The sequence below is a fragment of the Kribbella sp. HUAS MG21 genome, assembly GCF_040254265.1.
Lineage (GTDB): Bacteria > Actinomycetota > Actinomycetes > Propionibacteriales > Kribbellaceae > Kribbella.
In genome coordinates, this window is the sequence record NZ_CP158165.1 from 2,756,027 (window position 1) to 2,781,877 (window position 25,851).

Sequence of the window (25,851 nt, forward strand, 5' to 3'; positions counted from 1 at the left end):
GGTAAGGACTAACCTGCGGGCATGACCCCTGACAACGAGGTCCGCTTTCGCGCCTGCCTGGACGATGTCGCGGCTTACAAGCCCGGCCGTCCGCCGGCGCGCACCGACGGCCGGCCGACGTACAAGCTGTCCAGCAACGAGAACCCGTACCCGCCGCTCCCCGGGGTGCTCGCCGCCGCGACCGAGGCCGCCGCGCAGATGAACCGCTACCCGGACATGGGCGCGGTCGACCTGCTCGAGGCGTTGTCGGCGCGGTTCGACGTACCCGTGAGCGACCTCGCTGTCGGCACCGGCTCCGTCGCGCTGCTCTACCACCTGCTGCAGGCGACCGTGGCGGACGGTGACGAGGTGGTCTACGCCTGGCGCTCGTTCGAGGCGTACCCGATCGCGGTCCAGCTGACCGGCGCGACGTCGGTCCAGGTCCCGCTGACCGCCGAGGCGCGCCACGACTTCAAGGCGATGGAGGCCGCGATCACCGACCGCACCAAGGTCGTGCTGGTCTGTACGCCGAACAACCCGACCGGCCCGGTGGTCCGCCGCGACGAGCTGCTCGGCTTCCTGGACGCCGTACCGTCGAACGTGCTGGTCGTGGTGGACGAGGCGTACCGCGAGTTCGTCCGCGAGACCGACGTGGTCGACGGCATCGAGCTGTACCGCGACCGCCCGAACGTGCTGGTCCTGCGAACCTTCTCCAAGGCGTACGGCCTCGCCGGCTTCCGCGTCGGGTACGCCGTCGGCCACCCGCCGGTGGTCGCCGCGATCCGCAAGTGCGCACTCCCGTTCGGCGTCAGCCACATCGCCCAGGCCGCCGCGATCGCGTCGCTGGCCGTCGAGGACGAGCTCCTGGAACGCGTGGACGCCCTGGTCGAAGAGCGCCACCGCGTAGTCACCGCGCTTCGCGAGGCCGGCTGGACCGTCCCCGAGACCGAAACGAACTTCGTCTGGTTGGACCTCGGCGACGACACCACCAAGTTCGCCGAAGCAGTCCAGTCCGAAGGCGTCTCCGTCCGCCCCTTCCCCGGCGAAGGCATCCGAGTCACCATCGGCGAACCCGAAGCCAACGATCTGTTCCTCAAGGTCGCGCGAGCCTGGCGTCAGTGATCTCGGTCGTCGGCCGATGAGCACACTGGTTTGGATTTCGGGGGCGTCGGCGGGGATCGGGGCTGCGTTGGCGGCCGCCGTGCCGTTTGTGGGGCCTCGGGTTGTCGACATCTCGCGGAGTGGCGGTACGGCGGAGCACTTGCGGGCTGATCTTGCGAATCCTGCGGACTGGGGGCGGGTGGCGCGGCACTTCGGGGATGAGTTGGCGGCGTACGACGGGGAGCGGGTCGTGTTCGTCCACAACGCCGGGACGATCACGCCTATCGGGCCTGCGGCCGGTGTCGACCCGGATGCCTACGAGCGCGCAGTACTGCTGAACTCCGCGGCGCCGCAGGTGCTGGGGGCTGCGTTTCTGCGGGCGTCCGCGCATCTGACCTGTGAGCGGCACCTGATCATGTTGTCGTCCGGCGCCGCGAAGACGGCGTACGCCGGGTGGTCGTCGTACAACGCCGGCAAGGCAGCCGTCGAGCACTGGGTGCGGACCGTCGGGCAGGAACAGCCCGCCGACGGCTGCCGGATCATCGCCGTCGCGCCGGGCGTCGTGGACACCGCGATGCAGTCCGAGATCCGCGCGACCTCCGAGAGCGACTTCCCGTCCGTCGGCCGCTTCCACGAACTCGAGCGCACCGGCGCCCTCAGCACCCCGGAATCAGCCGCCGCCGGCATCTGGTCCTTGCTCTCCCGAGACCTCCCCAACGGCTCCTGCGTAGACCTCCGCAATCTCTGAAGCCCGGACCGGGAACACCCGCCGGGGACCGGAGATAGGCCATTGCCTGTCACCAGACACCACCACCTATCGCCAGTTCGCGAAACGGCGGGGTGCAGCTGGGGGATGTGGGCACAAAGAAGCGGCGCCGGGAGGAGTGAGGCTTGCTCCCGGCGCCGCGGTGTTGCACCGAATCAGTCACCCCACCGAGGTGACTCTTTCGGGTCCTGCATCACTGACCAGGGAGGGTCAGTTGTTCTGCTCGGAGTCCTGCTCGCAGGTCTTGAGCGTGTCGACGGAGTTGCCGTCGTTGTCGAAGCCCAGGATGCCCGACAGGTTCGTCAGCGGGACGTTGCCGCCGATACCGGTGCCGGAGATCTCGTTGTGGCAGACCTGCCACGGGCCCAGGTTGTTGTTGCTCACCGAGATCAGGCCGTTCTTGTCAGCCTTGACCCACTTGCGGTTGTTCTGCTCGTTGTCCTGCTCGCAGGTCTTGACGGCGGTCACGCTGTTGCCGTCGTTGCCCCAGCCGACGATGCCGACGACGTCGCTGACCGGGACGTTGCCGCCGATGCCGGTCGCGGAGCCGAAGTTGTGGCAGGCCTGGACCGGGCCGACGTTGTTGTCGTCGATGGCAACCAGGGAGCCGTCCTTCTTGACCCACGCCCAGTGCGGGCCGCCCTTGTAGTCCTTGCTCGCCGCCGACACGGAGTCGGCCAGGCCGGTGACCTGGGCCTTCTGCTGCGCGTCGTCGAGAACGTTGGCGCTCACGACGGTGGCCAGACCGAGGGTGGCGACAGTCGCCACCGCTGCCGCGGCGACGATCTTGCGAGTTACCTGCATTATGCCAGGTTTCCTTTCGGGTTTTGACGGATTCGTCTTACTGGTAACGACACCTGGCACGACCGGTTACAAACTTTTTCGTCAACTATTTCTGGGCCGCGGGCGCCCATACCTGGCCGGTGATGACTTGCCTGACAAGGCAACGAATCTCGCCCTGACCAGGCAACTTGCCGGTAACAGTGCGGTCGGGAGAGCGAGCGGAAGTTGAGACGGAAGTACCCGTAACCGCATCCCGGGTACGTCGTTGAGTCAGCGCGGGTGACGGATGCCCGGTGAATCGGAAGATTGTTTCGGTGGGCTCGGTGGCTGCCGAATTGGCAATAGCATGATTCGTCGGAACAATTTGGAACCATTGCCGGAGTTTCGCGCCGTGTTTTTTCGGGGCAGGGTGCGACCGGCAGCCAGGCCCGCTGCCGCGCGCATCGGCAGCGGTGGGAGACCCGGGTCCCTTGGGCCCGGGTCTTTCCTTGTCCCCGGGAGCTCAGCCGGGAGTCAGCGCCGCCGGCGCTCGGCGGTGACGACGAGCGCGACGCCGACGATGATCACCGCACCGCCGAGCAGGATCTGCCAGGTCAGGCTCTCGCCGAGGATCAGCCAGCCGAGGAACACCGCGACCGCCGGGTTCACGTACGCGTACGTCCCGACCAGCGAGATCGGCGCGTTCGCGAGCAGGTACGAGTACGCCGTGTACGCCAGCAGCGACCCGAACACCACGAGGTACGCCAGCCCGATCCAGCCGGTGCCGTGGATCGAGTCCAGGTGCACCCGCGCCGGCTCGCCGCGCAGTACGCCGATCAGCACCATCGCCGTACCGCCGAAGACCATCTCGTAGAGCGCCGTGACCAGCGGGTCGCGGGGCAGGCCGAGCCGCGGGGCGTACCGGGAACCGATCGCCCAGCAGATCGTGCCGACGACCAGGATCGCGACCGACAGCGGTTTCGCGCTCGTGTTGCCACCTGACAGCGCGAGCAGCGCGGCCCCGCCGAACCCGATCAGTACGCCGACCCAGGTCAGCGCGCGCGGACGCTCGCCGCCGCCGACCCGGAGCAGCATCAGCCACAGCGGGATCGCGGCGACCAGCAGCGCCGCCAGCCCGGACGGCACGGTCTGCTCCGCGATCGCCACCGCGCCGTTGCCGAAGGCAAGCAGCAGGACACCGACCGTGGCCGCGCCGATCGCCTCCTGGCGGGTGATCCGCAGCCGCTGCCACCCCGACTTGAGCGCCAGGGCGGTGGCCATCAGCACGGCGGCCGTGAGGAACCGGGTGGCCATCCCGAGCATCGGCGGGATCTCGGCCTCCACCACGACCCGGATCGCGAGGTACGTCGAGCCCCAGACGACGTACACGACCGCGAGCGCGGTCCAGATCATCGCGCCGGAGGCCGGCCGGGGACCGGTCTCGGCCACACCGGCCGGCGCGACGGTGTCACCAGTGCGCGGCGCCATCGCGGAACTCCTCGAAATGTCAGGGGCGTCTTGCAGGAACGATACTTACGTTACGGCTCGCGCGCGGGCGCGCGCAAGGTGAGATCCGGCCATCCGGCAGCGGTATCCCGCCAGGCCGCGCCAGGTCGACACCAACTTGTGACACTTGTTGTCGAGACGCCGGATCTCTGTAATATGAGCCTGCCGATAGGACCAGTAGCTGGACTGGTGTCTCAGCGCAGGACCGATTTCGGTACCGCCGTACCCGCCGGAGTCCAGACAGTTAGCGGATCAGGCACCTGGTCGGTACGGTGTCCGGCAAGATGGGAGTGAGACCAGTGAGGAGGTCCACTACCAACAGTGCATCAACCCCTGGAATCACGCGGACCTGCCTGCGAAGCCTCACCCGGCTGAAGGGGCCGGCCCCCGTGCAACGTTGCGGTCGCGGCGATCCCGCGCTCGAACCCGAGGAGTGCATGTGAGTGAGTCGGTGCCGGGCCCTGCCCCGGAAGTGTTCGCGCCCCACGAGGCGCCGGTCAGTCCGCCCCAGGCCTCCGAGGAGGTCGAGTTCGTCCAGCTCCTGACGCCCGAAGGTGAGCGCGTCGAGCACCCGGACTACTCGTTCGACCTCGACGACGAGGCGATCAAGGGTTTCTACCGGGACATGGTCCTGGTCCGCCGGATCGACGCCGAGGCGACCGCCCTGCAGCGTCAGGGTGAGCTCGGCCTGTGGGCGTCGCTGCTCGGCCAGGAGGCCGCGCAGATCGGCTCCGGCCGTGCGCTCAACGAGAAGGACATGGTCTTCCCGACGTACCGCGAGCACGGCGTCGCGTGGTGCCAGGGCGTCAACCCGCTGAACCTGCTCGGCCTGTTCCGTGGCGTCGACCAGGGCGCGTGGGACCCCAAGGACAACAACTTCCACCTGTACACGATCGTGATCGGCGCCCAGACGCTGCACGCGACCGGGTACGCGATGGGCCAGCAGCGCGACCACGCGATCGGCGACGCCGACACCGGCGAGGCGACGATCGCGTACTTCGGTGACGGCGCCAGCAGCCAGGGCGACGTGAACGAGGCCTTCATCTGGGCCTCGGTCTTCAATGCGCCGGTGGTGTTCTTCTGCCAGAACAACCAGTGGGCGATCTCGGAGCCGATCGACCGGCAGACCCGGATCCCGCTGTACCAGCGCGCCGCCGGCTTCGGCTTCCCGGGCGTCCGCGTCGACGGCAACGACGTCCTCGCGACGTACGCCGTCACGCAGCAGGCGCTGAAGCGGGCCCGCGAGGGCAGCGGGCCGTCGCTGATCGAGGCGTACACGTACCGGATGGGTGCGCACACCACCTCCGACGACCCGACGAAGTACCGGCTGAGCGAGGACCTCGAGCACTGGAAGCTCAAGGACCCGATCGCCCGCGTGCACGCGTACCTGACTCGCTCCGTCGGGCTCGACCACGACTACTTCGACGAGGTCGACGCCGAGGCGGACAAGGTCGCCGCGGAGCTCCGGGCCGGCTGCCTCGCGCTGCCGGAGCCGCAGCTCACCGACTTCTTCCAGCACGTGTATGTCGAGGAGACACCGCAACTGGGCGAGCAGCGCGAGCAGTTCGCCGCGTACGCCGCTTCGTTCGAAGGCGAGGGCTGAGCGATGACGAAGATCACTCTCGGCAAGGCCATCAACGCCGGCTTGCGGGCCGCGATGGAGAAGGACCCGAAGGTCGTCGTCATGGGCGAGGACATCGGCAAGCTCGGCGGCGTGTTCCGGGTCACCGAAGGCCTGCAGAAGGACTTCGGCGAGAGCCGGGTGATCGACACCCCGCTGGCCGAGTCCGGCATCATCGGCACCGCGGTCGGGCTCGCGCTGCGCGGGTACCGCCCGGTGTGTGAGATCCAGTTCGACGGGTTCGTGTTCCCGGCGTACGACCAGATCATCAACCAGGTCGCCAAGATGCACTACCGGTCGATGGGCAAGATCCGGATGCCGGTCGTCATCCGGATCCCGTACGGCGGCGGCATCGGCGCGGTCGAGCACCACTCGGAGTCGCCGGAGACGCTGTTCGCGCACATCCCGGGGTTGAAGGTGATCTCCTGCGGCGACCCGGTCGACGCGTACTGGATGATCCAGCAGGCGATCGAGTCCGACGACCCGGTGGTGTTCTTCGAGCCGAAGCGGCGGTACCACGAGAAGGCCGAGCTGGACGAGGCCACGCCGCCGGCGCTCGGGCTGCACCAGGCGAAGGTGGTCCGCGAGGGCACCGACGCGACGCTGCTCTGTTACGGCCCGATGGTGAAGACCTGCCTGCAGGCGGCGGAGGCCGCGGTCGAGGACGGGCGCAACCTGGAGGTCGTCGACCTGCGGACGATCGCGCCGTTCGACCTGCCGACGATCTTCGCGTCGGTGCGCAAGACGCGGCGGGCAGTCGTGGTGCACGAGGCGCCGTTCTCGTTCGGGCCCGGGTCGGAGATCGCGGCGCGGGTCACCGAGGAGTGCTTCTACCACCTCGAGGCTCCGGTGCTGCGCGTGACCGGGTACGACACGCCGTACCCGCCGTCGCGGATGGAGGACGACTACCTGCCGGACCTGGACCGGGTCCTGGACGGCGTCGACCGGGTGATGGGGTACTGATGGGAATCCAGCAGTTCCGTCTTCCCGACGTCGGTGAGGGTCTGGTCGAGGCCGAGATCGTCAGCTGGAAGGTCAAGCCCGGCGACACCGTGAAGCTCAACGACACCATCGTCGAGATCGAGACCGCGAAGTCGCTGGTCGAGCTCCCGGTCCCGTTCGCGGGCGTCGTCACCGAGCTCCTGGTGCCGGAGGGCGAGACCGTTCCGGTCGGTACGCCGATCATCTCCGTGCAGACGGAGTCCGCCGGAGGGTCCCCCGAGGACCTGGTCCCGGCGGTCCCCGAGCCCGAGGCGGAAACCGGCGGCCGTACGGCGGTCCTCGTCGGCTACGGCCCCAAAACCACCGAATCCAAACGCCGAGCCCGCAAACCCGCAGCCACCGCCGGCCCGACGCCGGCTCTGGCCGCGGCGGCAACCCCCCAGGCACCGGCAACTCCCCAAGCACCGGCCGCAGCACCCGCTGCGACGGCACCCGCGGGCCTCGCAACCCCCACGACACCGGGCGGCCCCGCCGCAACCCCGGCCGCACCCGCTGCCCACGCCGGTTCGGCTCCGACCTCCGCGCAGGCGGCGGTTGCTGGGGGCAACGGGGTGGTGCATGTGCTGGCGAAGCCGCCGGTGCGGAAGTTGGCCAAGGACCTTGGGATCGACCTGGCGGCGGTCGCCCCGACCGGACCGGGTGGGGTGATCACCCGGGCGGACGTCGAGGCGTACGCGGCGGCTCCGGCGACTGCGGAAGCGCCGGCCGAGCCGTCGGGCGTCGCGGCGTACGAACCGGCCCCGGTGATGAGCGGTCGCGAGGACACCCGCGTGCCGGTGAAGGGCGTACAGAAGGTGATGGCCCAGGCGATGGTGGCCAGTGCGTTCACCGCGCCGCACGTGACCGAGTGGATCACCGTCGACGTCAGCGCCACGATGGAACTCGTCGAGCGCCTCAAGTCGGACCGGGCGTTCAAGGACCTGCGCGTCTCCCCGCTGCTGATCGTCGCGAAGGCCGTCACCCTGGCGGCCCGCCGTACGCCGATCGTCAACGCGGCCTGGGACGAACAGGCCCAGGAAATCGTGTACAAGGGCGCTGTCAACCTCGGCATCGCCGCGGCCACCCCGCGCGGGCTGATCGTCCCGAACATCAAGGGCGCCGACTCGCTCACCCTGCCGGACCTGTGCCGGGCCCTGAACGATCTGGTCGCCACCGCCCGCGAGGGCAAGACCCAACCGGCGGACCAGGCGGGCGGCTCGTTCACGATCACGAACGTCGGCGTGTTCGGCGTCGACGCCGGTACGCCGATCATCAACCCGGGCGAGGCCGCGATCCTCGCGTTCGGCGCGGTCCGCAAGCAGCCGTGGGTGGTGGACGACGAGATCGTCCCGCGCTGGATCACCACCCTCGCCCTGTCCTTCGACCACCGCCTGATCGACGGCGAGAAGGGCTCCACCTTCCTCGCCGACGTAGCGAGCATCCTCGAGGACCCGGCGCGCGCGCTGATGTTCTGAACCGCAGTACGAAGAGGAAGGCCCGGGCAACCCGCCCGGGCCTTCTGCTTGCCGGCGGAATTGAGCTGAACTTCGCGAGCACCGCGACTAGGGTCGCCGGTATGAGGGACGAACCCGCCGCGATCTCCCGCGACCTCGTGACCGAATCCCTCCGTGAGCAATGGGGTTTCCGGGCTGCCGAGGTTGCCTACGCGCCTGTCGGGTTCGGCAGTCACCACTGGATCGCCTCGGACGCCGACGGCCCGCGCTGGTTCGTGACCGCGGATCGGCTCGATCCGCGCGGCAACTGGCTCGGATCGACCGCCGAGCAAGTGCGGAAGGCCATCGTGGCGGCCGCACACACGACCAAGGAACTCGCCGACAGCGGCTACGAGTTCGTCGTCGCGCCGTTGCCCGATCGCGCCGGCCGACTCGTCTACGAGGTACGGCCGGGCTGGCTCCTGGTGGTTCTGCCTTATCTGCAAGGGTGGAGCACCCCGGACGGCGCGTGGGACGATCCAGCGGAGCAGGCACAGATCGCCGGCATCCTCGGACGGTTGCATGCGGCAACACCACCGGAAGCCTTGCGGCGCTGGGATTTCGCCGTACCGGGTCGGGACGCGCTGCTGGCGTCGCTCGCGGATCTCGACCGGCCGTGGTCCTTCGGGCCGTACTCCGAGCCCACCCGGCTGCGGCTGGCCGGCGCGGTTGATCACGTCCACGGCAGACTTGCCCACTACGATGCGCTGGTCCGCGAGATCGAGGCGTCGGACGATCCCTGGGTGGTGACCCACGGCGAGCCGCACAGCGCCAACGTCCTCCGCACCACGGACGGCCGCCTGCGCTTGATCGACTGGGACACCGTGCAACTTGCTCCGCGCGAACGTGACCTGGCCGCGATCCTCGGCGGGCCGACGGACGTGTTGCCGGCATACCAGGCGGAAGCAGGTCCGGTCAGCCCGCGGGCGGCGGCGCTAGAGCTGTTCCACGTCTGGTGGTCGCTGGCCGAGATCGCGACGTACGTCCAGCTGTTCCGGCAGCCGCACACCGATTCGCCGGACAGCAAGGAGTCGTGGCGGACCTTGACGATGTACGTGCCCGGCTGACTGCTGTCACCAGGCGTCCTCTGTACGCCACCGCCAGCCGGCCATCGGCGGGCGTCCGCGCCGCCCGACGACCATGGAGTGGTACGTCGCACGCCATCGCCGCGGCGGCTGCCGGAGGGTCTGCAGGATGTGCTCGGCCAGGCGTGTTGGCTCGTCCATCGAGAACCGGAGGAACACCTGGAACTTCTCGGCCTCGGCAACCAACGCAACGAGGAATTGCTGCGGATCGCGATGATCCTGCGCCGCCCAGCTGAGCCGCAGACCGGCGGTCGCCAGCAGCTCACGGTCAGCGGCTTCGAGCACCAGCCGCGTCACGGAGTCCACCGGCCGCTGCCAGCTCTGGTCGGCGCCGATGCGCTCGACTTCGGCGTCGTACTGCGGGGCATCGAACGTCACCCCGTGACCCAGCGGCGGGTCGACGTACCACTCCCAGTGCACGACCGAGCCGGCTCGGGTGATTCGTGCCTCTGTCGAGCCGCAGCCGGACTCTCCGCAGGTGCAGCGTGCGACTACTACCTGCCGTGGTTCCGTCGTGGCGATCAAGCGGTTGGTGGGGACGAGCAGGTCGAACGGGGTCATTCCCATGCCGGCGCCTGCCTCGGTGATCTCGAGGTCGTTGACGTACACGAGCAGTTCGTGGCCGGTGCCTCCGTCCCGCTCGGGCACGATCTCGAGCCGCAGCGCATCGGTCGGAAGGCGGGAGTACGTCGCGATCGTCTGACCGGGGACAGAGGTGTCCGGGCGAGGGATGGAGAGCTCGTCGAGCGCCGTCGCCAGCAGCGTGCGGAGGTCGCGGATCCGCGTCGACGGGTGGCTGCCGGCCAACTCTCGCAGCGCCGGGGAGTCGAGACCGTCGGCCAGGGCCTGCGTGGCCGCTCCGATCACGCGCGCGGGGTCGGCCCAGTGCGGGTCGGGGGAGCACCGCGCGGCGGCGTCGTACAGGCGGTGCTTCGCTGACGTCTCCACACCACCATCATCGGGGTTGACCAGCTGACCGCCTGGACTGCTGGTGAGAGGGTGTTGCGGTGGTCGTGATCCTGGTGGTCCTGGGGGCGGCGGTTCTGCACGCCACGTGGAACGCGATGGCGCACGGCGCCCCGGACCGAGTGGCCGGGCTGGCGCTGATGGAACTCGCGGCAGGCGTGATCGGACTCGTCGCGGTCCTGGTGATGGGCCTGCCACCGGCGGGGACGTGGTGGTACATCATCGCGTCGGCGCTGCTGCATCTCGCGTACCTGGGCGGCCTGCTGGCGTCGTACCAGCTGGGGCAGTTCAGCCAGATGTATCCGCTGGCCCGCGGTACGTCGCCATGGGTGGTGGCCGTGGTGTCGATCGTCGTACTGCGCCAGCACCTGGCTGTGGTGGAGCTGGCCGGCGTCCTGCTCGTCTCGGCCGGGCTGATCGCACTCGTCTTCATCGGCCGACCGGGGCGCCGCCAAATCCCGGCGCTGTTCGCCGCGACCGGCACGGGGTTAATGATCGCGTCGTACACAGTCGTCGACGGCCTCGCCGTACACAAGATGCCGGTGGCAACTTATATGGGCTGGGTCTTCATGCTGCAAGGCTTCGCGTTTCCCTTGGCAGTCCTGGCCTGGCGCGGCCGCGACGCCTTCAACCTCCCCCGCCCCGCGATCCTCTCCGGCCTGGGCGGCGGCGTAGTCTCCATGGCGGCGTACGGCCTGGTCCTCTGGGCCCAAACCCGAGGCACCCTGGCCGCCATAGCCGCCCTCCGGGAAACCAGCATCATCTTCGGCGCCATAATCGGCGCAATCTTCTTCCACGAACGTTTCGGCCCCAAACGAGCCGCCGCCGCAGCGGTAGTAGTAGCCGGCATCCTCCTAATCACCACCGGCTAGGCGTGTTGGGGGGAGTGTGCGGGGTACTGCGGGCCATCGCAGGCAGAGGTTCTGCGGGACGCTGCACGCGGAGGTGCTGCCGTCCGGGCAGGCGGAGGTACTGCGGGCCGGGCAGGCGGGGGTACTGCGAGACGCTGCAGGCCGGAGTACCGCGGGGGAGGAGGTTCGGCGGGTACTGCGGGACGCTGCAGGCCGAGGTACCGCGGGCCGGTGTACGCGGAGGTACTGCGGGCCGGTGCAGACGGGGGTACTGCCGGACGCTGCAGGCCGAGGTGCTGCGGGGAGAGGCCAGGGGTACTGCGGGCTGGTGCAGGCAGAGGTACTGCGGGCCGGTGTACGTGGAGGCACCGCGGGCCGGTGCAGACGGGGGGACGGCGGGACCCTGCAGGTCGAGGTGATGCGGGAGAGACTCGGGTACTGCGGGTTGTAGAGGCGGGGATGCTGCGGGGGCTGCTGGCAGAGGCGCTGGAGACGGTGGCGGCTGGGCTACCGCGGCAGGCGCAGGTCGGGGTAGCGAGAGAAGCAGGCCGAGGCGTTGGCTGGTGCGAGAATGTTGCCGTGCCAGGCGATCGAGCGGCTGACGGGCGGCAACTCGTTGAGGTTGCCGAGTACCGCGGAGAGGCTTCGGTCATCGTTGCGGCGACCCAGCTTGGCTCTGCCTATTCAGAGCAGCGCAAGCGCCAGATCGTCGACGAATGGGTCGAGTTCTTCAGATCCGGACCGACTCCGATCCGGTCGCTCCGCTTCACCACCCGGACACCCAAGCGGCTCTTCGACGCGTTGTCCGGGCAGCATCAGTTGACATCGCTCGAAGTCAAGTGGGGCGACTACAACGACCTGTCCGCGCTCAGCGGCATGCCCCACCTGCGCACGCTGCGCCTCGCCGGCGCCTCAAAGGTCGAGAACCTGGCTCACCTCGCCGCTCTCCAACACGTGGAAACCCTCCAGGTCGACGGCCTGCAGGGACTCGTCGACGCCAGCCCGCTCGGCCGAATGCGAGCAGTGAAAGACCTGGAACTCGGCGGAGACTGGATGACTCCACGAAACGTCCGCGTCCAGTCGCTCTCGTTTCTCGCCCAGATGCCCCAACTCGAGCGTCTCCTGGCCCACACCCTGATCGTCGACGACCTGGACTACACGCCACTGCTGTCACTACCGAACCTCAAGAAGGTGCGCGTCATGGCAACCCGAGGCATGACACCGCCGTACGAGCAACTCGTCCACCGCCTACCGTGGGACAGCTGACACCCAACCGCCGCACGGCCCAGCGGTCTTGCGCCGACGCGGTCGAACACCAGCGGTGCTACAGGCACATGCAGGCGGGGTACTGCGGCATGGTGCAGACCGGAGTACTGCGCAAGAGGGCCAGGCCGAGGTACTACGGGGAAGAACGCGTCGAGGCTGGGAGAGGGGTACAGCGGAGAGGAGGCTGGCGGGTGCTGCGGACGGTGGCGGCTGGGGTGCTGTGGGGAGAAGCGCGGGGCGCTGCGAGACGATGCAGGCAGTGGGTACTGCGGCAGGTGCAGGTCGAGATACTGCGGGGTCCTGCCCCGGTGGTCGTCTTACGGGGTGCTAAGCCCTGCTCGTACGTCGCCGTCCTGCCCGGCGCACACCAAACCGCCTGCAAGTGCGCGGCTGGCGGATGTGCAACTGGCTAGGCGACGAGTGACGGTGGTCAAAGGACGTGACCGCCGCGGAACGGCCCCGCCCGCACGACCATCAATCCGCCCTGCTCCACGGCGCGACATATCTGGGCGTGGTGATGCGAGCAACTTCACGCAACATCGCTGACAGGCAACAATGGGTAACCGCAGACTCGACAGGGCAGGGTAGCGCAACGACCGAAGCAGGGGAGTCAACATGAACGCTGGTAGCAGGCGACCCGGAGTCTCACCCGACCAACTCGCCCACGCTCTACAAGACCGACCGTGGAAGCTGGGTCGTGCAGGGCTGGGTCGTGAACGACCCGGACGCGCTCGCGACGCTCAATCTCCCAGACGGTGAGACCGCCGTCGAGATCCCGGACCGCATGATCCAGTTCTTCAAGTAGGACCCCGTGGAAGAGATCACCAACGACGACTTCCAAGAGCTGCTGAAGACGTTCAAGCGCAGCTCGATCCATCTGGAGACCCGCGACGCGTATGGCACCGAGGTCGAGTTACCGCACATGGCGAAGTGGGCAGCAGGTGAACCGGACGACCTCGAATGGCTCCAGGACTGGTGCAACACCGTACGGCGACACGTGGCAGCCGGGCGGACGATCAAGCGCGCCCGGATCGTGCCCGAACCGCTCAGCGACTATCAGCGCTGGACGCTCACCATCGCGAAGCCGATCGTCGAGGCCGGCGAGGACGAGCGGTTCATCCCGCGGAGGCAGGTGTCCGAACTGTGCTTCCCCGGCAACGACTACTACGTTCTCGATGACGAACGAGTCGTCTTCCTGCACTACTCCGGCGCAGGACTGAACAACGCTCTGACGACCACCACGAATCCGGCCACTGTCGAGATGTGCCGCAAGGCATTCGAACAGGTCTGGCCGCTGGCGATTCCGTTCAGTGAGTACAAACCCGAATAGCGCAGCTCGGAAGGTCCAAGAAGCCCTAGGACTACGCCTTCGGAACCTGCGCAAAGATGCCGGTTGGCACTTCACGCGCATCAGCAAGCTCGAACACGGCGTCCAGGCACCCACCGACCAGGACATCCGGATGTGGTGCCAGGTGTGCGGCGCTGACGACCAAGCCCCGGATCTGATCGCACAGGCAAGGGCGATCGAGTCGATGTACGTCGAGTTCCGTCGACGCGCCCGCTCCGGCGTGAAGCAACTCATGCTCGCCTTCCAGCAGACCTACGAGAGCGCCGAGCAGTTCAGGATCTACGAGCACAACGTGATTCCCGGACTGTTCCAGACCGCCGACTACATCCGCGCCATGCTGTCGTTCTGGGCACGCTTCCTCAACACCGACAACGACGTAGACGAAGCTGTCGCAGCACGGCTGCAACGCCAATCCATCATCTACGAGAGCAAGCGGAGATTCGCAGTCGTCCTGGAGGAGAACGCGCTTCGCACCTGGTTCGGCAACGCCGAGACAATGGCAGGTCAGCTCGACCGCCTGCTGACCGTGATGACCCTGCCCAACGTCGCCCTGGGAATCGTGCCGGCGATGATCGAGCGCGAGGCAGTCAGCACAACAGGGTTCTGGATCTTCGACGACAAGCTCGTGGCCTTGGAGACCCCCTCCGCCAGCATCGAGGTGACGCAACCCCAGGAGATCGCGCTCTACGAAACCATGGTCAACCTCTTGAGGCGCTCCGCCCTGTATGGGCCAGACGCACGCGCGCTCATCATCCGCGTGCAAGAAGAACTGGCCCGAAGCAACTAACCGCAACTGTCTAGCGCCGGCATCCCGCGAGTTCTTAGCGTCCAGGTATGACAGCGGGAACAGCTCATCCTTTCGCGGTGGAATGGGGCGGAGAACCGACCGAACCAAAGCCGAGCGGCCTGGATTGGCCCACACTGCGACCTTCGGAACGCTGCGATGGCAAGAACCCGATGACCGGCCATGCCTGCATCAAGGGCCATCACAAGGGCTACCACCGCGACGCCACCGGAGCCGAGTGGCTCGATGACTGACCATCGCCGCCGCGTCACACCTATACACGGTGGGGCGATGTTGACCCCTGCATCCGCGCTCGCCCCGCCCGCCAGCGGCCGATCCGGCTGTCGTCGCACCGCGCCTCGGAGCGGTATCTGGTGGATGATCGTCACATGCGTGCAGAGCGACCCGAACCCGCAGTGTGGGTTTCAGCTGTAACGGGCGGCGTCCTATTCGGAGTGGCAATGGGCGCTTTCACCAAGCTCGACGGGTCGAGTTGGACTGCGGCCGTCGTGGGCGCGCTCGTGACTGGTGTCCCGGTCGGCATCGTGGCGGGTTGGTGGAGCGCCAGATGGCGACAGCGGATGAAGGACGCTGAGGGCGGTCTGCCGCCCGACAAGGTCCGCCTGGCTCACCGTGCCGCGATGGGCGGCGATGTGCCTGAGGATGAGGAGATCCGATCGGCTGCGCTACGCATCGCATCCGGCTACCTGGCGGACTACACCAGCCGGGCGCGGAGGCTATCCATCATCGTCATGGCGGCGCTGCTGATCGGCAGCATCGCTGCGGCAGTCAGCGAATCCCTTTGGGCACTATGGGGCGCGCTGGTTCCCGCCCTCCTGCTGTACATGCACTGGTACTGGCCACGACGTCTCCGCCGCCGCATCCAGGCACTCGGCCCAGGTCCAACCGAGACGACTCGATAGGCCTGCCCGCATCTCCGTCCTCCGTCGAGGCATGTGCGACAGTCGTCCGCCAGGTGATCTGCGACAGTGCGAAGCGCGGATCGCCGCACAGTCCGTAAACTTCCGGCTCCAGTCGGGCCGCGGCATCATTGGCGCGACGAGCGATCCTTGCAGGAGGCGATGACGTGGATCGGCTTGGTCAATTTTTCGAGCTGTGGTTCGGTCAGCAGAGCAGTGAGGACGACGACCCGGCGAGCACAGTCGGTCGACTTCTCAGGTTCAACCGCCCAGCGCCGATGGGCACGTTTGATGGTGCCGTCGAGGTACTGATCATCGAGAACCAGGGCGTATGGCTCTGGGGCAAGGACGCCGATGATCGTTACGTCGAGCGGGAGAATGAACCAGGCGCGCCTTGGCGCGAGACTGGCGAAAGCACCGAGGAGTTCTGGCTCCACCACGCGGCTTTCGACGCCGTTTCCAACCTTCCCGCGAGTCGCAGCGCGCAATGGTTCGACGCCGCGACTGTCCGGAGCATCGAGAGCGGAACAACACCGCTGCCGTGTAAGTCGTGGTCATGGCCAGGCACGGGCCACACGTTGTTCTACCGCGGAGCCTCCGTGGTCATGATCTGTGGCGATGGGACCGACTTCTGGGTCGTCGCCTCTGCTCCCACCGAGTCCGACCTTAGCTGGCTCGACGACTTCGACCTGATCTGGGACGAGTCGGATTCGCGCCGTGATGGCGCATGACGGTTGCCGCACTGGCGCAGTAAGACACCCCGCTCCTCGGCATGTGGGTGGCCGGCGTCCCAGGTAATCGCCAGGCTTCTAGCCCTCGCACATCAGCTGGCGGACATGTGTCGCGGATCTGTTGGGGGATCACTGCCTGCCCGCATCTCTGTCGTGTGCCACGTGATGCCTGACGATTCTGTGCCAGCTGATGGTTGACACGTCGCCTAGGAAACTTTGGAACCGTCCGTGGCCGGCTCTTGGGCAAGCGTAGGCCGTGCGGATGGAGCTAGGGAGCGGTGAAGAGGCCGGTCTCGTTCTCGGGGTCGAAAGCACGGACGTTGAGTCGGTCGAGAAGTTGTGCGATGAACTGGTCGGCGGCGGCTTGGTTTGCGGCGCGGACGTGCAGGGCGAAGGACTGGAGTTGTGGCTCGTGGGAGACGTTGACCTCGATGTCGACGCCCGGGATCTCGACCCGTCCCCAGGTCGGGTCGGTGAAATCTGCGGAGGGGACGAGTTCCCGGACGGCAGCCACGACCTCGGCGTGCCCGAACGGCAGCGGGGCCGGGCGCCACGAATCGGGGATTTCCGTGACGCTGCGGATGCCTGGCGGGATGTCTTGGATGAAGATGTCGCGGCTCACATCGACGATGATGCCAAGCCGGCGGCTGAGATCACGCCCCGGTTAGTCGGCGAGTTTCTCGACCCCTGACGCGGTCTGGAGCCGGTCTGCCTTGATGTTACGGATCGGCAGGGTGTGGTGCGCCGGACCACACGGGTTTCCTCGTCGTCGAGCTCGATCGCCAGTGGTCTCAGAGACCCAGATGGTCAGGGTCTGATGCTTGTGGGCGCGGCCGAGGGAGCCGCAGACCATGATGACGCCGGAGTTGGAGGCGCGGCGCTGCACCCGGACCGGTTCGACCGACGGACGCGGGGGTGGTCCCGCGGATCGGCTGCCGCGCAGCGGTCACAGGTCTCGAGCGGGGACGAAGATATTGGCTTTCGCCACGTAACCCGGGGTCTGCTCGATGATCTCGTCAGGCTCCAGGAACGGGTGTTCGGGGAGCCATGGAGTGGGGAGTGGGTCGACGTTCGTCCACTCGGGTGGAGCTTCGCCGGCTGTCTCGAACTCGCGTGCTGTCAGAACGGCGAGTAGTACATCGAATCCTGCGTGGCCCGTCGTGCCGGGCGCTGCCTCCCATGCGGCTTCGGAACCGTCGTGGCGTTGGAGAAGCAGGCGTAGGTGGTCGCGGCCCTGTAGCAGCATCCGCCATGCCCAATCCTCGTCGCCGGCCTCGCGAACGGCCGTTGCCGTGGCTGGGGCAGTCATGATCCTGCGCTCACGCGCCGCGCGCAGGGCGCGGGCGATCCGTCCAGCGCGTAGGAAGAACTGCGCTGTCGGCTTGGTCTTGCCGGAACGGTACGTGGAGAAGCGAGAAGGTGAGGTGCCGAGGGCTATTGCGAAGGCAGCCTGAGACAGCCCGCTCTCGGCGACGGCGCGGGTGAGCTGCTCACTGACCGTCTGGGTATCCCTGTCCATCCCGGCACTCCTGACTCGTTATCTAATCAGATAATAGCCCCGGAAGCGGTGCTTACGCCTGAATCGGGCCGTGCGGGTGGAGGCGTTTGTCCAGCCAACGGGGCCACTGCGGCCAGCGGCTGTCCCAATCCTCTTTCCACGACCGGTTGGCGAAGGCGACAGGGGCCAGTTCTATGCCTCGCTGCCCGATCGATTCGCCGTGATCGCGCAGAAGTTCCCGCAGCTTCGGCAGATCCGTCTGTTCCGTCAACTCCAGGACGACGAGCCCCTTCTCGGTGCGCATCCTGATCACCCGGCCAGTGTCTGTCAGGGCGGCGGTGTACTCGTTGTCGTCGACATCGATCGCTTCCATCCAGTCTTCGGCTGTGTCGAGTGACGGGAACAGGCAGACGTCCGTGTCGTCGAAGAGGAACACGACCCGCGGGGTGTCGTCGGTCACCTCCGCATCATCGCAATGCGCGTTGTGTGAGTGCCACCGAGAAACCGCCTGCTCCCGGCTGGTTCGGCAGGCACCACGACTGAACGGCACAGCTCGTCCGATAGGCCGGCGTAGACGGGTGGGGCTCATTCGGGGCAGATGGCCGTAGCACGCGGTGGTTGGCTACCGGTAGTGCGCTGGTTGTTAGTTCTTACTTGGCCGGTAGTACGCCGCCTGTCAGCTCTTGCTCGTTCCCGGACTTGAGTGAGTGGGGGTCCCGGGCGGGGGACCCCCACTCGGTTCAGGGGGTTGCGGCTTCGAGGGCGTCGGTGAGGCCTTCGCCGTAGAAGGAGTTTTCGGCGGTGGTGCCGGTGCAGCGGGGGTCGGGGGTGGTGGTGGGGCAGGGGGTGTCGTCGGCCTGCTGTTGGAGGGCGGTTTCGATGTCGGTCGGCGACCACGAAGGGTGGGTGGACTTCATCAAGGCCGCGACGCCGGCGACGTGAGGTGAGGCCATCGACGTGCCGCTCGAGAGGCCGTAGCGGCCGCCGGGAAGCGTGGAGAGGATCGAGCTGCCGGGGGCGGCGACGTCGATCTTGTCGAGGCCGAAGTTGGAGAAGCTGCTCCGGGCGCCGGTGCGCGTCGTGCTCGCGACCGTGATGACGCCGGGGAGTTCCGTCGGCATGTCGAGGCAGTCGTTGTTGATCGTGCGCGTGACCGGTGTCGTGTCGTTCGGGCTGTTGCGGTCGACCGTCTTGTTGGCCAGGTCGTAGTTCGCGTTGCCGGCCGCCGCCACCGAGAGTGTGCCGCGGTCCGTCGCCCAGTCGTACGCCCGGCGTACTGCCTCCTGGACCGCGCCCTGGTCGCCGTTGTCGTTGCACCAGAACTCGTACGGGTCGATGAAGTAGCTGTGGTTCGTCACGTCCATGTTGTGCTCGGCGGCCCACACGATCCCGCAGATCGAGTACTCCGGGTAGATGAAGCCCGCGTCGTTCACCACCTTCACCGACGCGATCCGGACGCCGGGCGCGACGCCGACGATGCCGACGCCGTTGCGGGCCGCGGCGACCGTGCCGGCCACGTGGGTGCCGTGCGAACTGGTCGTCGGCCGCCACGCGCCCGGGGTCTTGTCCGGTACGCCGTTACGCACGCAGCTGACGGAGTTCGCCGCGTCGAAGTTCGGGGCGAGGTCCGGGTGCGTGTCGTCGACGCCGCTGTCGTTGATGCCGACCAGCACCGATCGGGAGCCGTCGGTCACCGCGTGCGCCTGGTCGGCCTTGATCTGAACCATGTCCCACTGCTCGCCCTCGCGCGGGTCCGGCGCCGGCGCCGCGGCGTACCCGTTCAGCCCGCCCACGCCCTCGCTGACCGCGGCCGTCCGAGTCGCGCCGACCGACTGCACCTCGCGTCCGTTGTGCGTCGCGCGGATGTCGGTCCGGAAATCGGGGTTCGTCGACTGCGCGACCACAACCCCGAGCTGCCGATAGGAAACCAGCACGGTGCCGCCGGCGTCCTTGACCGCCTGCTCGGTCTTCCGGACGTGCCCCGGGGTGGCTTTCGTGTTGACGACGTAGTTCATGAGCGGGCCGTCGGCGGCGTTCGCCGTGGTGGCGGTGCCGAGCGAGAGACAGACCAGGGCGGCGGCGGAGAGGCCGGCCGCCAGCCGGCGCGGACGGGAAGTTCGGGACACGAGGCCTCCTCAGGGCGGGGTCCGAGCGGACGGGCCCGGGCCGGTAACCCCGGACTCTAGGCCTGATTCCGGAAAGACGGAGTTCTTCATCCACAACGCAGGGGAAACCCTGCACGCAGCCACCCGATCACGCTCAGTTGCCCACATCCTGTGGATTCACCTGTGGATAACTCGTGGACAAGCTGGGGAATAACCACAAGCGTCGGTGGATTGCCTGTGGGTGTAAGATAGATACAACAGAGATACGAGACGTATGGGTGGGAGTGCAGTGACAGGCGGGGACGCGGCGGACGACGCGTTGACGGTGGGCGAGGAAACCGCGGAGATCGCGCGGGTCGTGGTCGAGGCGGCGCCGGGGGTGGACAAGATCCCCGCGGCCGAGCGGGTCTACGCCTACGTGAAGACGGCGATCCTCGACCGCACGTACCCGGGCGGCGAGCTGCTCACCGAGGGTGAGCTGGCGACGGCGGTCGGCGTCTCCCGTACGCCGGTCCGCGAGGCGCTGCTGCGCCTGGAGGAGTCCGGTCTCGTCAAGCTCTACCCGAAGAAGGGCGCCCTCGTCCTCCCGGTGCTGCCGCAGGAGATCGACGACGTCCTCGAGGCCCGCGAGCTGATCGAGACGCACGCCGCCGCCAAGGTCTGGCCGCGCCGCAAGCAGCTGATCGAGACCCTGACGCAGCGCGTCGACGAGATGCGCGCGCACCGCAAGCAGAACAATGCGAAGAGCTTCCTGGAGGCCGACCGAGCCTTCCACGAAGCCATTGTCGATGCCGCGGGCAACCAGATCCTGGCGAAGCTCTACAACAGCCTCCGCGATCGCCAGGTCCGGATGGGCGTGCCCGGTATCGAGATGCAGCCGGCCCGGATGGACAAGTCGATCGCCGCCCACCAGGAGCTGATCGGCGCGCTCAGCGGCAACAGCGTCAAGCGCTTCCGCGAGCTCGTCGTCGCACACATCGCCGAAGCCGCGACGGATCTGCGGAGCACCCGGTGACCGAACTCCTCTTCCCCCTGGGCGGACGGCGTGCCTGGGCGGTGTGGGCCACTGCTGTCCTGACGTACCTCGTCACCGTGCTGCACCGCGGCTCGATGAGCGTGGCCGGCCTGCAAGCCGCCGAGCGCTTCGACATCTCCGCGTCCGCGCTCGCCAGCTTCACCGTTGTCCAGCTCACGGTGTACGCCGCCATGCAGGTCCCGGTCGGCGTACTGCTCGACCGCTACGGCTCCAAGCGCCTGCTGATCGCTGCGTCAGCCCTGCTCTTCGTAGCGCAGTCCGCGTTCAGCATGGTCGACTCGTACCCCGCAGCGCTCGCCGCCCGCGCAGTACTGGGTGTCGGCGACGCACTGGTGTTCATCAGCGTGCTGCGCGTGGTCATGTCCTGGTTCCCCGCGCTGCGGCAGCCGGTGATGTCCCAGGCGACCGGGATGCTCGGCGGTCTCGGCGCGATCATGTCGACCGTGCCGATGGCGGCGGCCTTCCACGCCTTCGGCTGGACCCCGACCTTCGCCGCAGCGAGCGTGCTGAGCGTCCTGACCGGTCTGCTCGTCCTGTTCCTCGTCAAGGACACGCCGTACGACGAACCGCTCCGCCGCGCCAAGCAGCCGCTCAGCGAGGTGAGGAACAACCTGCGCCGCGCCTGGCGGGAGCCGGGCACCCGCCTCGGCCTGTGGACGCATTTCACCACCAGCTTCTCCGGCAGCACGTTCGGTCTGCTCTGGGGCTACCCGTTCCTCGTCCAAGGACAGGGTGTGGCTCCGACGACCGCGGCGGCGATGCTGATCATCCCCGTGCTGGCAGGTCTCCTCTACGGACCTCTGGTCGGGCGGTACGCCGCCAGGTTCCCGTTCTACCGGTCCTGGATCGTGCTGGCGGTGATCGCGGGCTCGGTCGTGATGTGGACCGTCGTACTGCTCTGGCCGGGCCGTGCGCCGATGCCGGTGCTGCTGGCGCTGATCGTCGTCCAGGCCGCCGGCGGTCCGGGGTCGATGCTCGGGCTGGACTACGCGCGGACGTTCAACCCGGCGACCCGGTTCGGCGCGGCGAACGGGATGGTCAACACCGGCGGGTTCATCGCCACGCTGCTCAGCATCGGCATGATCGGCGTCCTGCTGGACGCGTCGTCGGGCGGTGCGCCGCAGGGGATCGACGACTTCAAGTTCGCGCTGGCGTTCCAGTACGTGCTGTGGGCGATCGGCACCCGGCAGATCCTCAAGTACCGGCGGAAGGCGCGCGGGCACCTGGCGCGCTACAACCCGGAGGCGTACCAGGCGCTGCTCGCCAACCGGATCATGCCGCTGAAGGGCTGAGACAGCGGCCTGCCAGCGCAGTGCCAGGGCGGTGCCAGAGCAAGCAGCGACGGTATTCCCAGTAGGTAAGCCACTGGGAGGAACCGATGACCACAACGAACCGGGTCGCCATCGAGGCGGTCGGCTTGGTCAAGAAATATGGCAGTACGACCGCGCTCGCCGGCGTCGACCTGAGCGTGCCGACCGGCACCGTTCTCGGGGTCCTCGGCCCGAACGGCGCCGGCAAGACGACCGCGGTCCGCATTCTCGGCACGCTGCTCCGCCCCGACGGCGGCCACGCCACGGTCGGCGGGTACGACGTCGTCCGCGACGCCGCCAAGGTCCGCGGCATCATCGGGCTGACCGGGCAGTACGCGTCCGTCGACGAGGACATGTCCGGCCGCCGGAACCTGATCATGATCGGCCGGCTGCTCGGGTACTCGCGCCCGCGGGCCCGCGCCAAGGCGGACGAGCTGCTCGAGCGGTTCGAGCTGACCGAAGCCGGGGACCGGATCGCGAAAACGTACTCCGGCGGTATGCGCCGACGGCTCGACCTGGCCGCGAGCCTGGTCGGCGATCCGAGCATCCTGTACCTCGACGAGCCCACGACCGGTCTCGACCCGCACGCTCGCAACGGCGTCTGGGAGACGGTCCGCAACCTGGTGCTCGACGGCACCACCGTGCTGCTCACCACGCAGTACCTCGAAGAGGCAGACGCGCTGGCCGACTCGATCGTGGTGTTCGACAAGGGCACCGTGGTCGCGAACGGGCGCCCGGCCGAGCTGAAGGCGCAGGCCGGCAAGCAGTCGCTGGACGTCCGGCCCGCCGAGCCGTCGCACATCGAGCGGGTCGCGGCGATCGTCGCGGAATCGGTCGGCGCCCGGCCGACCGTCGACGTGGTGAACGCGCTGGTCAGCGTGCCGGTGACGGACGGCTCGTCGATGCCGGTCGTCGTACGGCGGCTGGACGAGGCGGGGATCGCGGTGACCGAGCTGTCGCTGCGGCTGCCCAGCCTGGACGAGGTGTTCCTCGCGCTGACCGGCCACACCGCCGAAGAGCCCAAGATCCTGGAAGGAGCCGGCCGATGAGCACGGCAACACTCGAAGCCGCCCATGTGGCGAGGCGGACGAATCCGTTCGCCTGGGCTCAGCAGAGCCTGACGCTGGCCTGGCGGAACATCGTCCGGATCCGGCAGAACCCGGAAGCCCTGGCGGACGTGACGTTCCAGCCGATCATCTTCCTGGTGCTGTTCCTGTTCGTGTTCGGTGGCGCGATCGCGCAGGGCGCCGGCTGGCGCGACTACCTGCCGTTCCTGCTGCCCGGGCTGCTGGTGCAGACCGTCGTGTTCTCCACGATGGGCACCGGGGTCGCGCTGAACGACGACTTCGCGAAGGGCGTGTTCGACCGGTTCCGGTCGCTGCCGATCGCGCGGGTGGCGCCGCTGGTCGGCGCGGTGCTCGGCGACGCGGTCCGGTACACGCTGTCGATCGTGATCCTGATGGGGACCGGGTTCGCGCTCGGCTTCCGGTTCCAGAACGGCGTCGGGTACGGCGCCCTCGCGCTGCTGATCGTGCTGGCGTTCGCGCTGTCGATGTGCTGGATCTGGGTCTGGCTCGGGCTGTCGCTGAAGACCGCGCAGGGCGTGCAGGGTGTCGCGTTCCTGGTGATGTTCCCGCTCACCTTCGGTAGCAACGTCTTCGTCCAGACCGACACGCTGCCGGGCTTCCTGCAGGCATTCGTGCAGGTCAACCCGGTGAAGTACCTGGTCGACACGATGCGCGGCCTGATGCTCGGCGGCGACATCCAGCGGCCGCTGCTGATCACGCTCGCCTGGATGGTCGGCCTGGTCGCGGTCTTCGCCCCACTGGCGATCCGCGCCTACCGCCGCCGTACCTGATCGGCGAAATGTCGGTGGTGAGCGGCACAGTGGCCGGTATGACGACCCACTGGACGCTCACCGTCGACTGCCGCGACCCGGCGCTGGTCGCACGTTTCTGGTGTACGGCGCTCGGCTACACCGAGGCCGACCCGCCGCAGGGCTGGGACACCTGGCAGGCGTGGCTCACCGAGCTGAACGTCCCCGAGGACGAGTGGAACGACGGCGCGTCGATCTCCGACCCGGACGGCGTCCTCCCGTCGATCTCGTTCCTCAAGGTCCCCGAGCCCCGCACGGGCAAGAACCGCCTGCACCTGGATCTCCAGGTCGCAGGCGGCCGCGCCCAGCCGCAGCACCTCCGCGAGCAACGCATCCGCAGCAAGGCCGAAGCGCTGATCGCCGCCGGCGCCACCGTGGTCCGCGAGGTCCCGATGGAAGGATCCAGCACTCTCGACCACCTGTGGATGCAGGACCCCGAAGGCAACGACTTCTGTGTCGTCTAGGAGTTCAGCTCACCGAAGGCCAACGGCTCCCGGGTGCACAGATAGGTTGCCCAGTGCAACTTGACCGGATGACCCGCGGGGTCCCGGGTGATGCGCAGGAGCTCGCCGGTCTCGCGCCCGGAGATCGTCCGGTACGTGTCCTCGGAGACGCGCTCGAAGACCGCGGGGGACTGGTACTCCGCGGCGGCCGGCGACTTCGCCTCGAGGACGCCGTTCTTCACCGAGAACACGAACGGCGAGCCCTCGGTGAACCAGGTGCCGAGGACGCCGGACAGCTCCTCGGGCACCGAGGTGCCGGGCACCCACGGCTCGGGCGGCAGCGGGTCGTCCTCGAGGACCTTGATGATCAGGTCGGTGGCCAGCGCGCTCGGCGCCGGCGACGACGTCGACCCGAACAGCGCGATCCCCGCCGTACCGGACGACCGGTCGACGAACGTCGACGTGATGTGCCCGGGCATGCCGCCGTCGTGCCCGACGAACAACCGGTCGCCGCGGCGCAACAGCATGAACCCGAGCCCGAACGCCAGCTGCCAGCGGTCCACGTCGGCCATGATCTGCACCTGGCACATCTCGTCCAGGGTGTCCTTGGACAGCACCTCGTCGACCGGGTTCGCGACGAACATCGCCCACTTCGCGAGGTCCTCGGCGGTCGACGCCAGCCCGCCGCACGCGTCCATCGCGCCGATGTCCAGCAGCGGCTCCCGGACCGGTACGTCGGAGAACGGCGGCACGTAGTACCCGGTCTGCGCGGGCCCGCCGTCCATGCCGACCGTCGTACGGCGCATCTCCAGCGGGTCCAGGATGCGCGCCTTGATCGACTCGTACCACGAACGGCCGTCCAGCCGCGCGACGATCTCGCCGAGCAGCGAGAACACCAGGTTCGAGTAGTGGAACCGGTGGTGCGGCCTGCCGACCCGCTCCGCGGCGTTCCAGCCGGTCACCAGCTCGTCGCGAGACGGGAACTTCATCAGGTCCCACACGTCGCCGACCGGTTCGCGTTGCATGCCGCTGGCGTGGCTGAGCATCTGCCGGACGGTGACGCCCTCGTGCTTGCTCTCCGGGATCAGCTGCTCGACCGTGTCGTCGAGGCTGAGCTTGCCCTCGTCGCGCAGCGCCATGATCGTCACCGCGGTGAGCGTCTTGCTCTGCGACGCGATCAGGAACTGCGAGTCGGCGGTCGGCGGTACGCCGGGGTTGTCCAGGTCGGCCGACCCGGCCCCGGTCGACCAGGCGAGCGACCCGGCGCGGGCGACGGCGCCCACCACCCCGGGCACCCGGCCCTTGGCTTGACGTTCGGCAACGATGCGGGAGAGCGCGAGCTGCGTCGGCGCGGCGATTTCTGTCACGAAGCCCGACCTTAAGTCCCCCGATGACAAAAGGCACGGGTGTTTGGTGCGGACGA

The 25,851-nt window shown here is 68.1% G+C and carries 26 protein-coding genes; 18 read left to right on the forward strand and 8 right to left on the reverse strand.

The features are described 5' to 3' along the window. The first annotated feature begins 21 nt into the window (after positions 1-21). Both hisC and ABN611_RS13455 read left to right on the forward strand, forming a co-directional pair. Positions 22-1,101, forward strand: a complete 1,080-nt coding sequence (gene hisC, locus ABN611_RS13450) for a histidinol-phosphate transaminase (protein WP_350280187.1) — start codon at positions 22-24, stop codon at positions 1,099-1,101. A gap of 16 nt (positions 1,102-1,117) precedes the next feature. Then, entirely contained in the window at positions 1,118-1,828 is a 711-nt protein-coding gene (locus tag ABN611_RS13455; RefSeq protein ID WP_350280188.1) for an SDR family NAD(P)-dependent oxidoreductase, read from the forward strand. A 228-nt stretch (positions 1,829-2,056) separates the two neighbouring features. Here ABN611_RS13455 and ABN611_RS13460 read toward each other — a convergent pair whose 3' ends face one another. Together ABN611_RS13460 and ABN611_RS13465 are read right to left on the reverse strand one after the other, a co-directional pair. Continuing rightward, the gene (locus ABN611_RS13460) at positions 2,057-2,650 is read right to left on the reverse strand and encodes a hypothetical protein (protein WP_350280189.1); all 594 of its coding nucleotides are present in this window, start codon (positions 2,648-2,650) and stop codon (positions 2,057-2,059) included. Between the two features lie 492 nt (positions 2,651-3,142). Beyond that, the gene (locus ABN611_RS13465) at positions 3,143-4,096 is read right to left on the reverse strand and encodes an EamA family transporter (protein WP_350280190.1); all 954 of its coding nucleotides are present in this window, start codon (positions 4,094-4,096) and stop codon (positions 3,143-3,145) included. Between the two features lie 559 nt (positions 4,097-4,655). On the opposite strand from ABN611_RS13465, the gene pdhA reads away from it, so the two are divergent. The 4 genes from pdhA to ABN611_RS13485 all read left to right on the forward strand — a co-directional run bounded on the left by pdhA (position 4,656) and on the right by ABN611_RS13485 (position 9,276). After that, a complete protein-coding gene (gene pdhA, locus ABN611_RS13470) occupies positions 4,656-5,717 on the forward strand; it encodes a pyruvate dehydrogenase (acetyl-transferring) E1 component subunit alpha (RefSeq protein ID WP_350281637.1) in 1,062 nt (353 codons plus the stop codon). A gap of 3 nt (positions 5,718-5,720) precedes the next feature. Then, complete coding sequence (locus ABN611_RS13475) at positions 5,721-6,698, forward strand: alpha-ketoacid dehydrogenase subunit beta (protein WP_350280191.1); 978 nt, start codon at positions 5,721-5,723, stop codon at positions 6,696-6,698. Continuing rightward, entirely contained in the window at positions 6,698-8,191 is a 1,494-nt protein-coding gene (locus tag ABN611_RS13480; protein ID WP_350280192.1) for a dihydrolipoamide acetyltransferase family protein, read from the forward strand. The genes ABN611_RS13475 and ABN611_RS13480 overlap by 1 nt, the downstream gene beginning before the upstream one ends. A gap of 101 nt (positions 8,192-8,292) precedes the next feature. After that, positions 8,293-9,276: a phosphotransferase gene (locus tag ABN611_RS13485; protein WP_350280193.1), complete on the forward strand. Its 984-nt coding sequence runs from the start codon at positions 8,293-8,295 to the stop codon at positions 9,274-9,276. Between the two features lie 6 nt (positions 9,277-9,282). Here the strand turns inward: ABN611_RS13485 and ABN611_RS13490 are convergent, their stop codons facing one another. After that, positions 9,283-10,242 carry a hypothetical protein gene (locus ABN611_RS13490; protein ID WP_350280194.1) on the reverse strand — a complete coding sequence of 320 codons (960 nt, stop codon included), beginning with the start codon at positions 10,240-10,242 and terminating at the stop codon, positions 9,283-9,285. Positions 10,243-10,301: 59 nt separating this feature from the next. On the opposite strand from ABN611_RS13490, the gene ABN611_RS13495 reads away from it, so the two are divergent. The 7 genes from ABN611_RS13495 to ABN611_RS13525 all read left to right on the forward strand — a co-directional run bounded on the left by ABN611_RS13495 (position 10,302) and on the right by ABN611_RS13525 (position 16,160). Then, positions 10,302-11,132 (forward strand): EamA family transporter, encoded by an 831-nt coding sequence (locus ABN611_RS13495; protein WP_350280195.1) that lies wholly within the window; start codon positions 10,302-10,304, stop codon positions 11,130-11,132. A 438-nt stretch (positions 11,133-11,570) separates the two neighbouring features. Beyond that, positions 11,571-12,377: a hypothetical protein gene (locus ABN611_RS13500; RefSeq protein ID WP_350280196.1), complete on the forward strand. Its 807-nt coding sequence runs from the start codon at positions 11,571-11,573 to the stop codon at positions 12,375-12,377. Between the two features lie 811 nt (positions 12,378-13,188). Then, a complete protein-coding gene (locus tag ABN611_RS13505) occupies positions 13,189-13,707 on the forward strand; it encodes a DUF6879 family protein (protein ID WP_350280197.1) in 519 nt (172 codons plus the stop codon). Beyond that, positions 13,688-14,512, forward strand: coding sequence for a DUF5753 domain-containing protein (locus tag ABN611_RS13510; RefSeq protein ID WP_350280198.1), 825 nt, complete (start codon positions 13,688-13,690; stop codon positions 14,510-14,512). Before ABN611_RS13505 ends, ABN611_RS13510 begins: the two co-directional genes overlap by 20 nt. A gap of 47 nt (positions 14,513-14,559) precedes the next feature. Next, a complete protein-coding gene (locus tag ABN611_RS13515; protein WP_350280199.1) occupies positions 14,560-14,763 on the forward strand; it encodes a hypothetical protein in 204 nt (67 codons plus the stop codon). A gap of 207 nt (positions 14,764-14,970) precedes the next feature. Then, on the forward strand, positions 14,971-15,432 hold the full coding sequence (locus ABN611_RS13520; protein WP_350280200.1) for a hypothetical protein: 462 nt from the start codon (positions 14,971-14,973) through the stop codon (positions 15,430-15,432). A gap of 164 nt (positions 15,433-15,596) precedes the next feature. Further along, entirely contained in the window at positions 15,597-16,160 is a 564-nt protein-coding gene (locus ABN611_RS13525; RefSeq protein ID WP_350280201.1) for a hypothetical protein, read from the forward strand. A 268-nt stretch (positions 16,161-16,428) separates the two neighbouring features. Here the strand turns inward: ABN611_RS13525 and ABN611_RS13530 are convergent, their stop codons facing one another. The 4 genes from ABN611_RS13530 to ABN611_RS13545 form a co-directional block, all read right to left on the reverse strand. Further along, positions 16,429-16,782 carry a hypothetical protein gene (locus tag ABN611_RS13530; RefSeq protein ID WP_350280202.1) on the reverse strand — a complete coding sequence of 118 codons (354 nt, stop codon included), beginning with the start codon at positions 16,780-16,782 and terminating at the stop codon, positions 16,429-16,431. 324 nt (positions 16,783-17,106) lie between these two features. Continuing rightward, positions 17,107-17,679: a helix-turn-helix transcriptional regulator gene (locus ABN611_RS13535; RefSeq protein ID WP_350280203.1), complete on the reverse strand. Its 573-nt coding sequence runs from the start codon at positions 17,677-17,679 to the stop codon at positions 17,107-17,109. A gap of 52 nt (positions 17,680-17,731) precedes the next feature. Continuing rightward, the gene (locus ABN611_RS13540; RefSeq protein ID WP_350280204.1) at positions 17,732-18,118 is read right to left on the reverse strand and encodes a hypothetical protein; all 387 of its coding nucleotides are present in this window, start codon (positions 18,116-18,118) and stop codon (positions 17,732-17,734) included. A gap of 280 nt (positions 18,119-18,398) precedes the next feature. Beyond that, the gene (locus ABN611_RS13545; protein ID WP_350280205.1) at positions 18,399-19,784 is read right to left on the reverse strand and encodes a S8 family serine peptidase; all 1,386 of its coding nucleotides are present in this window, start codon (positions 19,782-19,784) and stop codon (positions 18,399-18,401) included. Between the two features lie 268 nt (positions 19,785-20,052). On the opposite strand from ABN611_RS13545, the gene ABN611_RS13550 reads away from it, so the two are divergent. The 5 genes from ABN611_RS13550 to ABN611_RS13570 all read left to right on the forward strand — a co-directional run bounded on the left by ABN611_RS13550 (position 20,053) and on the right by ABN611_RS13570 (position 24,449). Beyond that, complete coding sequence (locus ABN611_RS13550; RefSeq protein WP_350280206.1) at positions 20,053-20,778, forward strand: GntR family transcriptional regulator; 726 nt, start codon at positions 20,053-20,055, stop codon at positions 20,776-20,778. Further along, positions 20,775-22,091, forward strand: a complete 1,317-nt coding sequence (locus ABN611_RS13555; protein WP_350280207.1) for an MFS transporter — start codon at positions 20,775-20,777, stop codon at positions 22,089-22,091. Before ABN611_RS13550 ends, ABN611_RS13555 begins: the two co-directional genes overlap by 4 nt. A gap of 86 nt (positions 22,092-22,177) precedes the next feature. Then, a complete protein-coding gene (locus ABN611_RS13560; RefSeq protein WP_350280208.1) occupies positions 22,178-23,158 on the forward strand; it encodes an ATP-binding cassette domain-containing protein in 981 nt (326 codons plus the stop codon). Further along, complete coding sequence (locus ABN611_RS13565; RefSeq protein WP_350280209.1) at positions 23,155-23,967, forward strand: ABC transporter permease; 813 nt, start codon at positions 23,155-23,157, stop codon at positions 23,965-23,967. The genes ABN611_RS13560 and ABN611_RS13565 overlap by 4 nt, the downstream gene beginning before the upstream one ends. Positions 23,968-24,005: 38 nt before the next feature. Continuing rightward, positions 24,006-24,449: a VOC family protein gene (locus ABN611_RS13570; protein ID WP_350280210.1), complete on the forward strand. Its 444-nt coding sequence runs from the start codon at positions 24,006-24,008 to the stop codon at positions 24,447-24,449. Here the strand turns inward: ABN611_RS13570 and ABN611_RS13575 are convergent. After that, positions 24,446-25,795: a serine hydrolase domain-containing protein gene (locus tag ABN611_RS13575; RefSeq protein ID WP_350280211.1), complete on the reverse strand. Its 1,350-nt coding sequence runs from the start codon at positions 25,793-25,795 to the stop codon at positions 24,446-24,448. The genes ABN611_RS13570 and ABN611_RS13575 overlap by 4 nt on opposite strands. Positions 25,796-25,851: the final 56 nt, after the last annotated feature.

What these genes read in the sequence shown, in the direction of transcription:
- hisC (WP_350280187.1), top strand. Translation starts at nt 22, where the DNA reads ATGACCCCTGACAACGAGGTCCGCTTTCGCGCCTGCCTGGACGATGTC.
- ABN611_RS13455 (WP_350280188.1), top strand. Translation starts at nt 1,118, where the DNA reads ATGAGCACACTGGTTTGGATTTCGGGGGCGTCGGCGGGGATCGGGGCT.
- ABN611_RS13460 (WP_350280189.1), bottom strand. Translation starts at nt 2,650, where the DNA reads ATGCAGGTAACTCGCAAGATCGTCGCCGCGGCAGCGGTGGCGACTGTC.
- ABN611_RS13465 (WP_350280190.1), bottom strand. Translation starts at nt 4,096, where the DNA reads ATGGCGCCGCGCACTGGTGACACCGTCGCGCCGGCCGGTGTGGCCGAG.
- ABN611_RS13475 (WP_350280191.1), top strand. Translation starts at nt 5,721, where the DNA reads ATGACGAAGATCACTCTCGGCAAGGCCATCAACGCCGGCTTGCGGGCC.
- ABN611_RS13480 (WP_350280192.1), top strand. Translation starts at nt 6,698, where the DNA reads ATGGGAATCCAGCAGTTCCGTCTTCCCGACGTCGGTGAGGGTCTGGTC.
- ABN611_RS13485 (WP_350280193.1), top strand. Translation starts at nt 8,293, where the DNA reads ATGAGGGACGAACCCGCCGCGATCTCCCGCGACCTCGTGACCGAATCC.
- ABN611_RS13500 (WP_350280196.1), top strand. Translation starts at nt 11,571, where the DNA reads ATGCTGCGGGGGCTGCTGGCAGAGGCGCTGGAGACGGTGGCGGCTGGG.
- ABN611_RS13515 (WP_350280199.1), top strand. Translation starts at nt 14,560, where the DNA reads ATGACAGCGGGAACAGCTCATCCTTTCGCGGTGGAATGGGGCGGAGAA.
- ABN611_RS13520 (WP_350280200.1), top strand. Translation starts at nt 14,971, where the DNA reads ATGGGCGCTTTCACCAAGCTCGACGGGTCGAGTTGGACTGCGGCCGTC.
- ABN611_RS13535 (WP_350280203.1), bottom strand. Translation starts at nt 17,679, where the DNA reads ATGGACAGGGATACCCAGACGGTCAGTGAGCAGCTCACCCGCGCCGTC.
- ABN611_RS13560 (WP_350280208.1), top strand. Translation starts at nt 22,178, where the DNA reads ATGACCACAACGAACCGGGTCGCCATCGAGGCGGTCGGCTTGGTCAAG.
- ABN611_RS13565 (WP_350280209.1), top strand. Translation starts at nt 23,155, where the DNA reads ATGAGCACGGCAACACTCGAAGCCGCCCATGTGGCGAGGCGGACGAAT.
- ABN611_RS13570 (WP_350280210.1), top strand. Translation starts at nt 24,006, where the DNA reads ATGACGACCCACTGGACGCTCACCGTCGACTGCCGCGACCCGGCGCTG.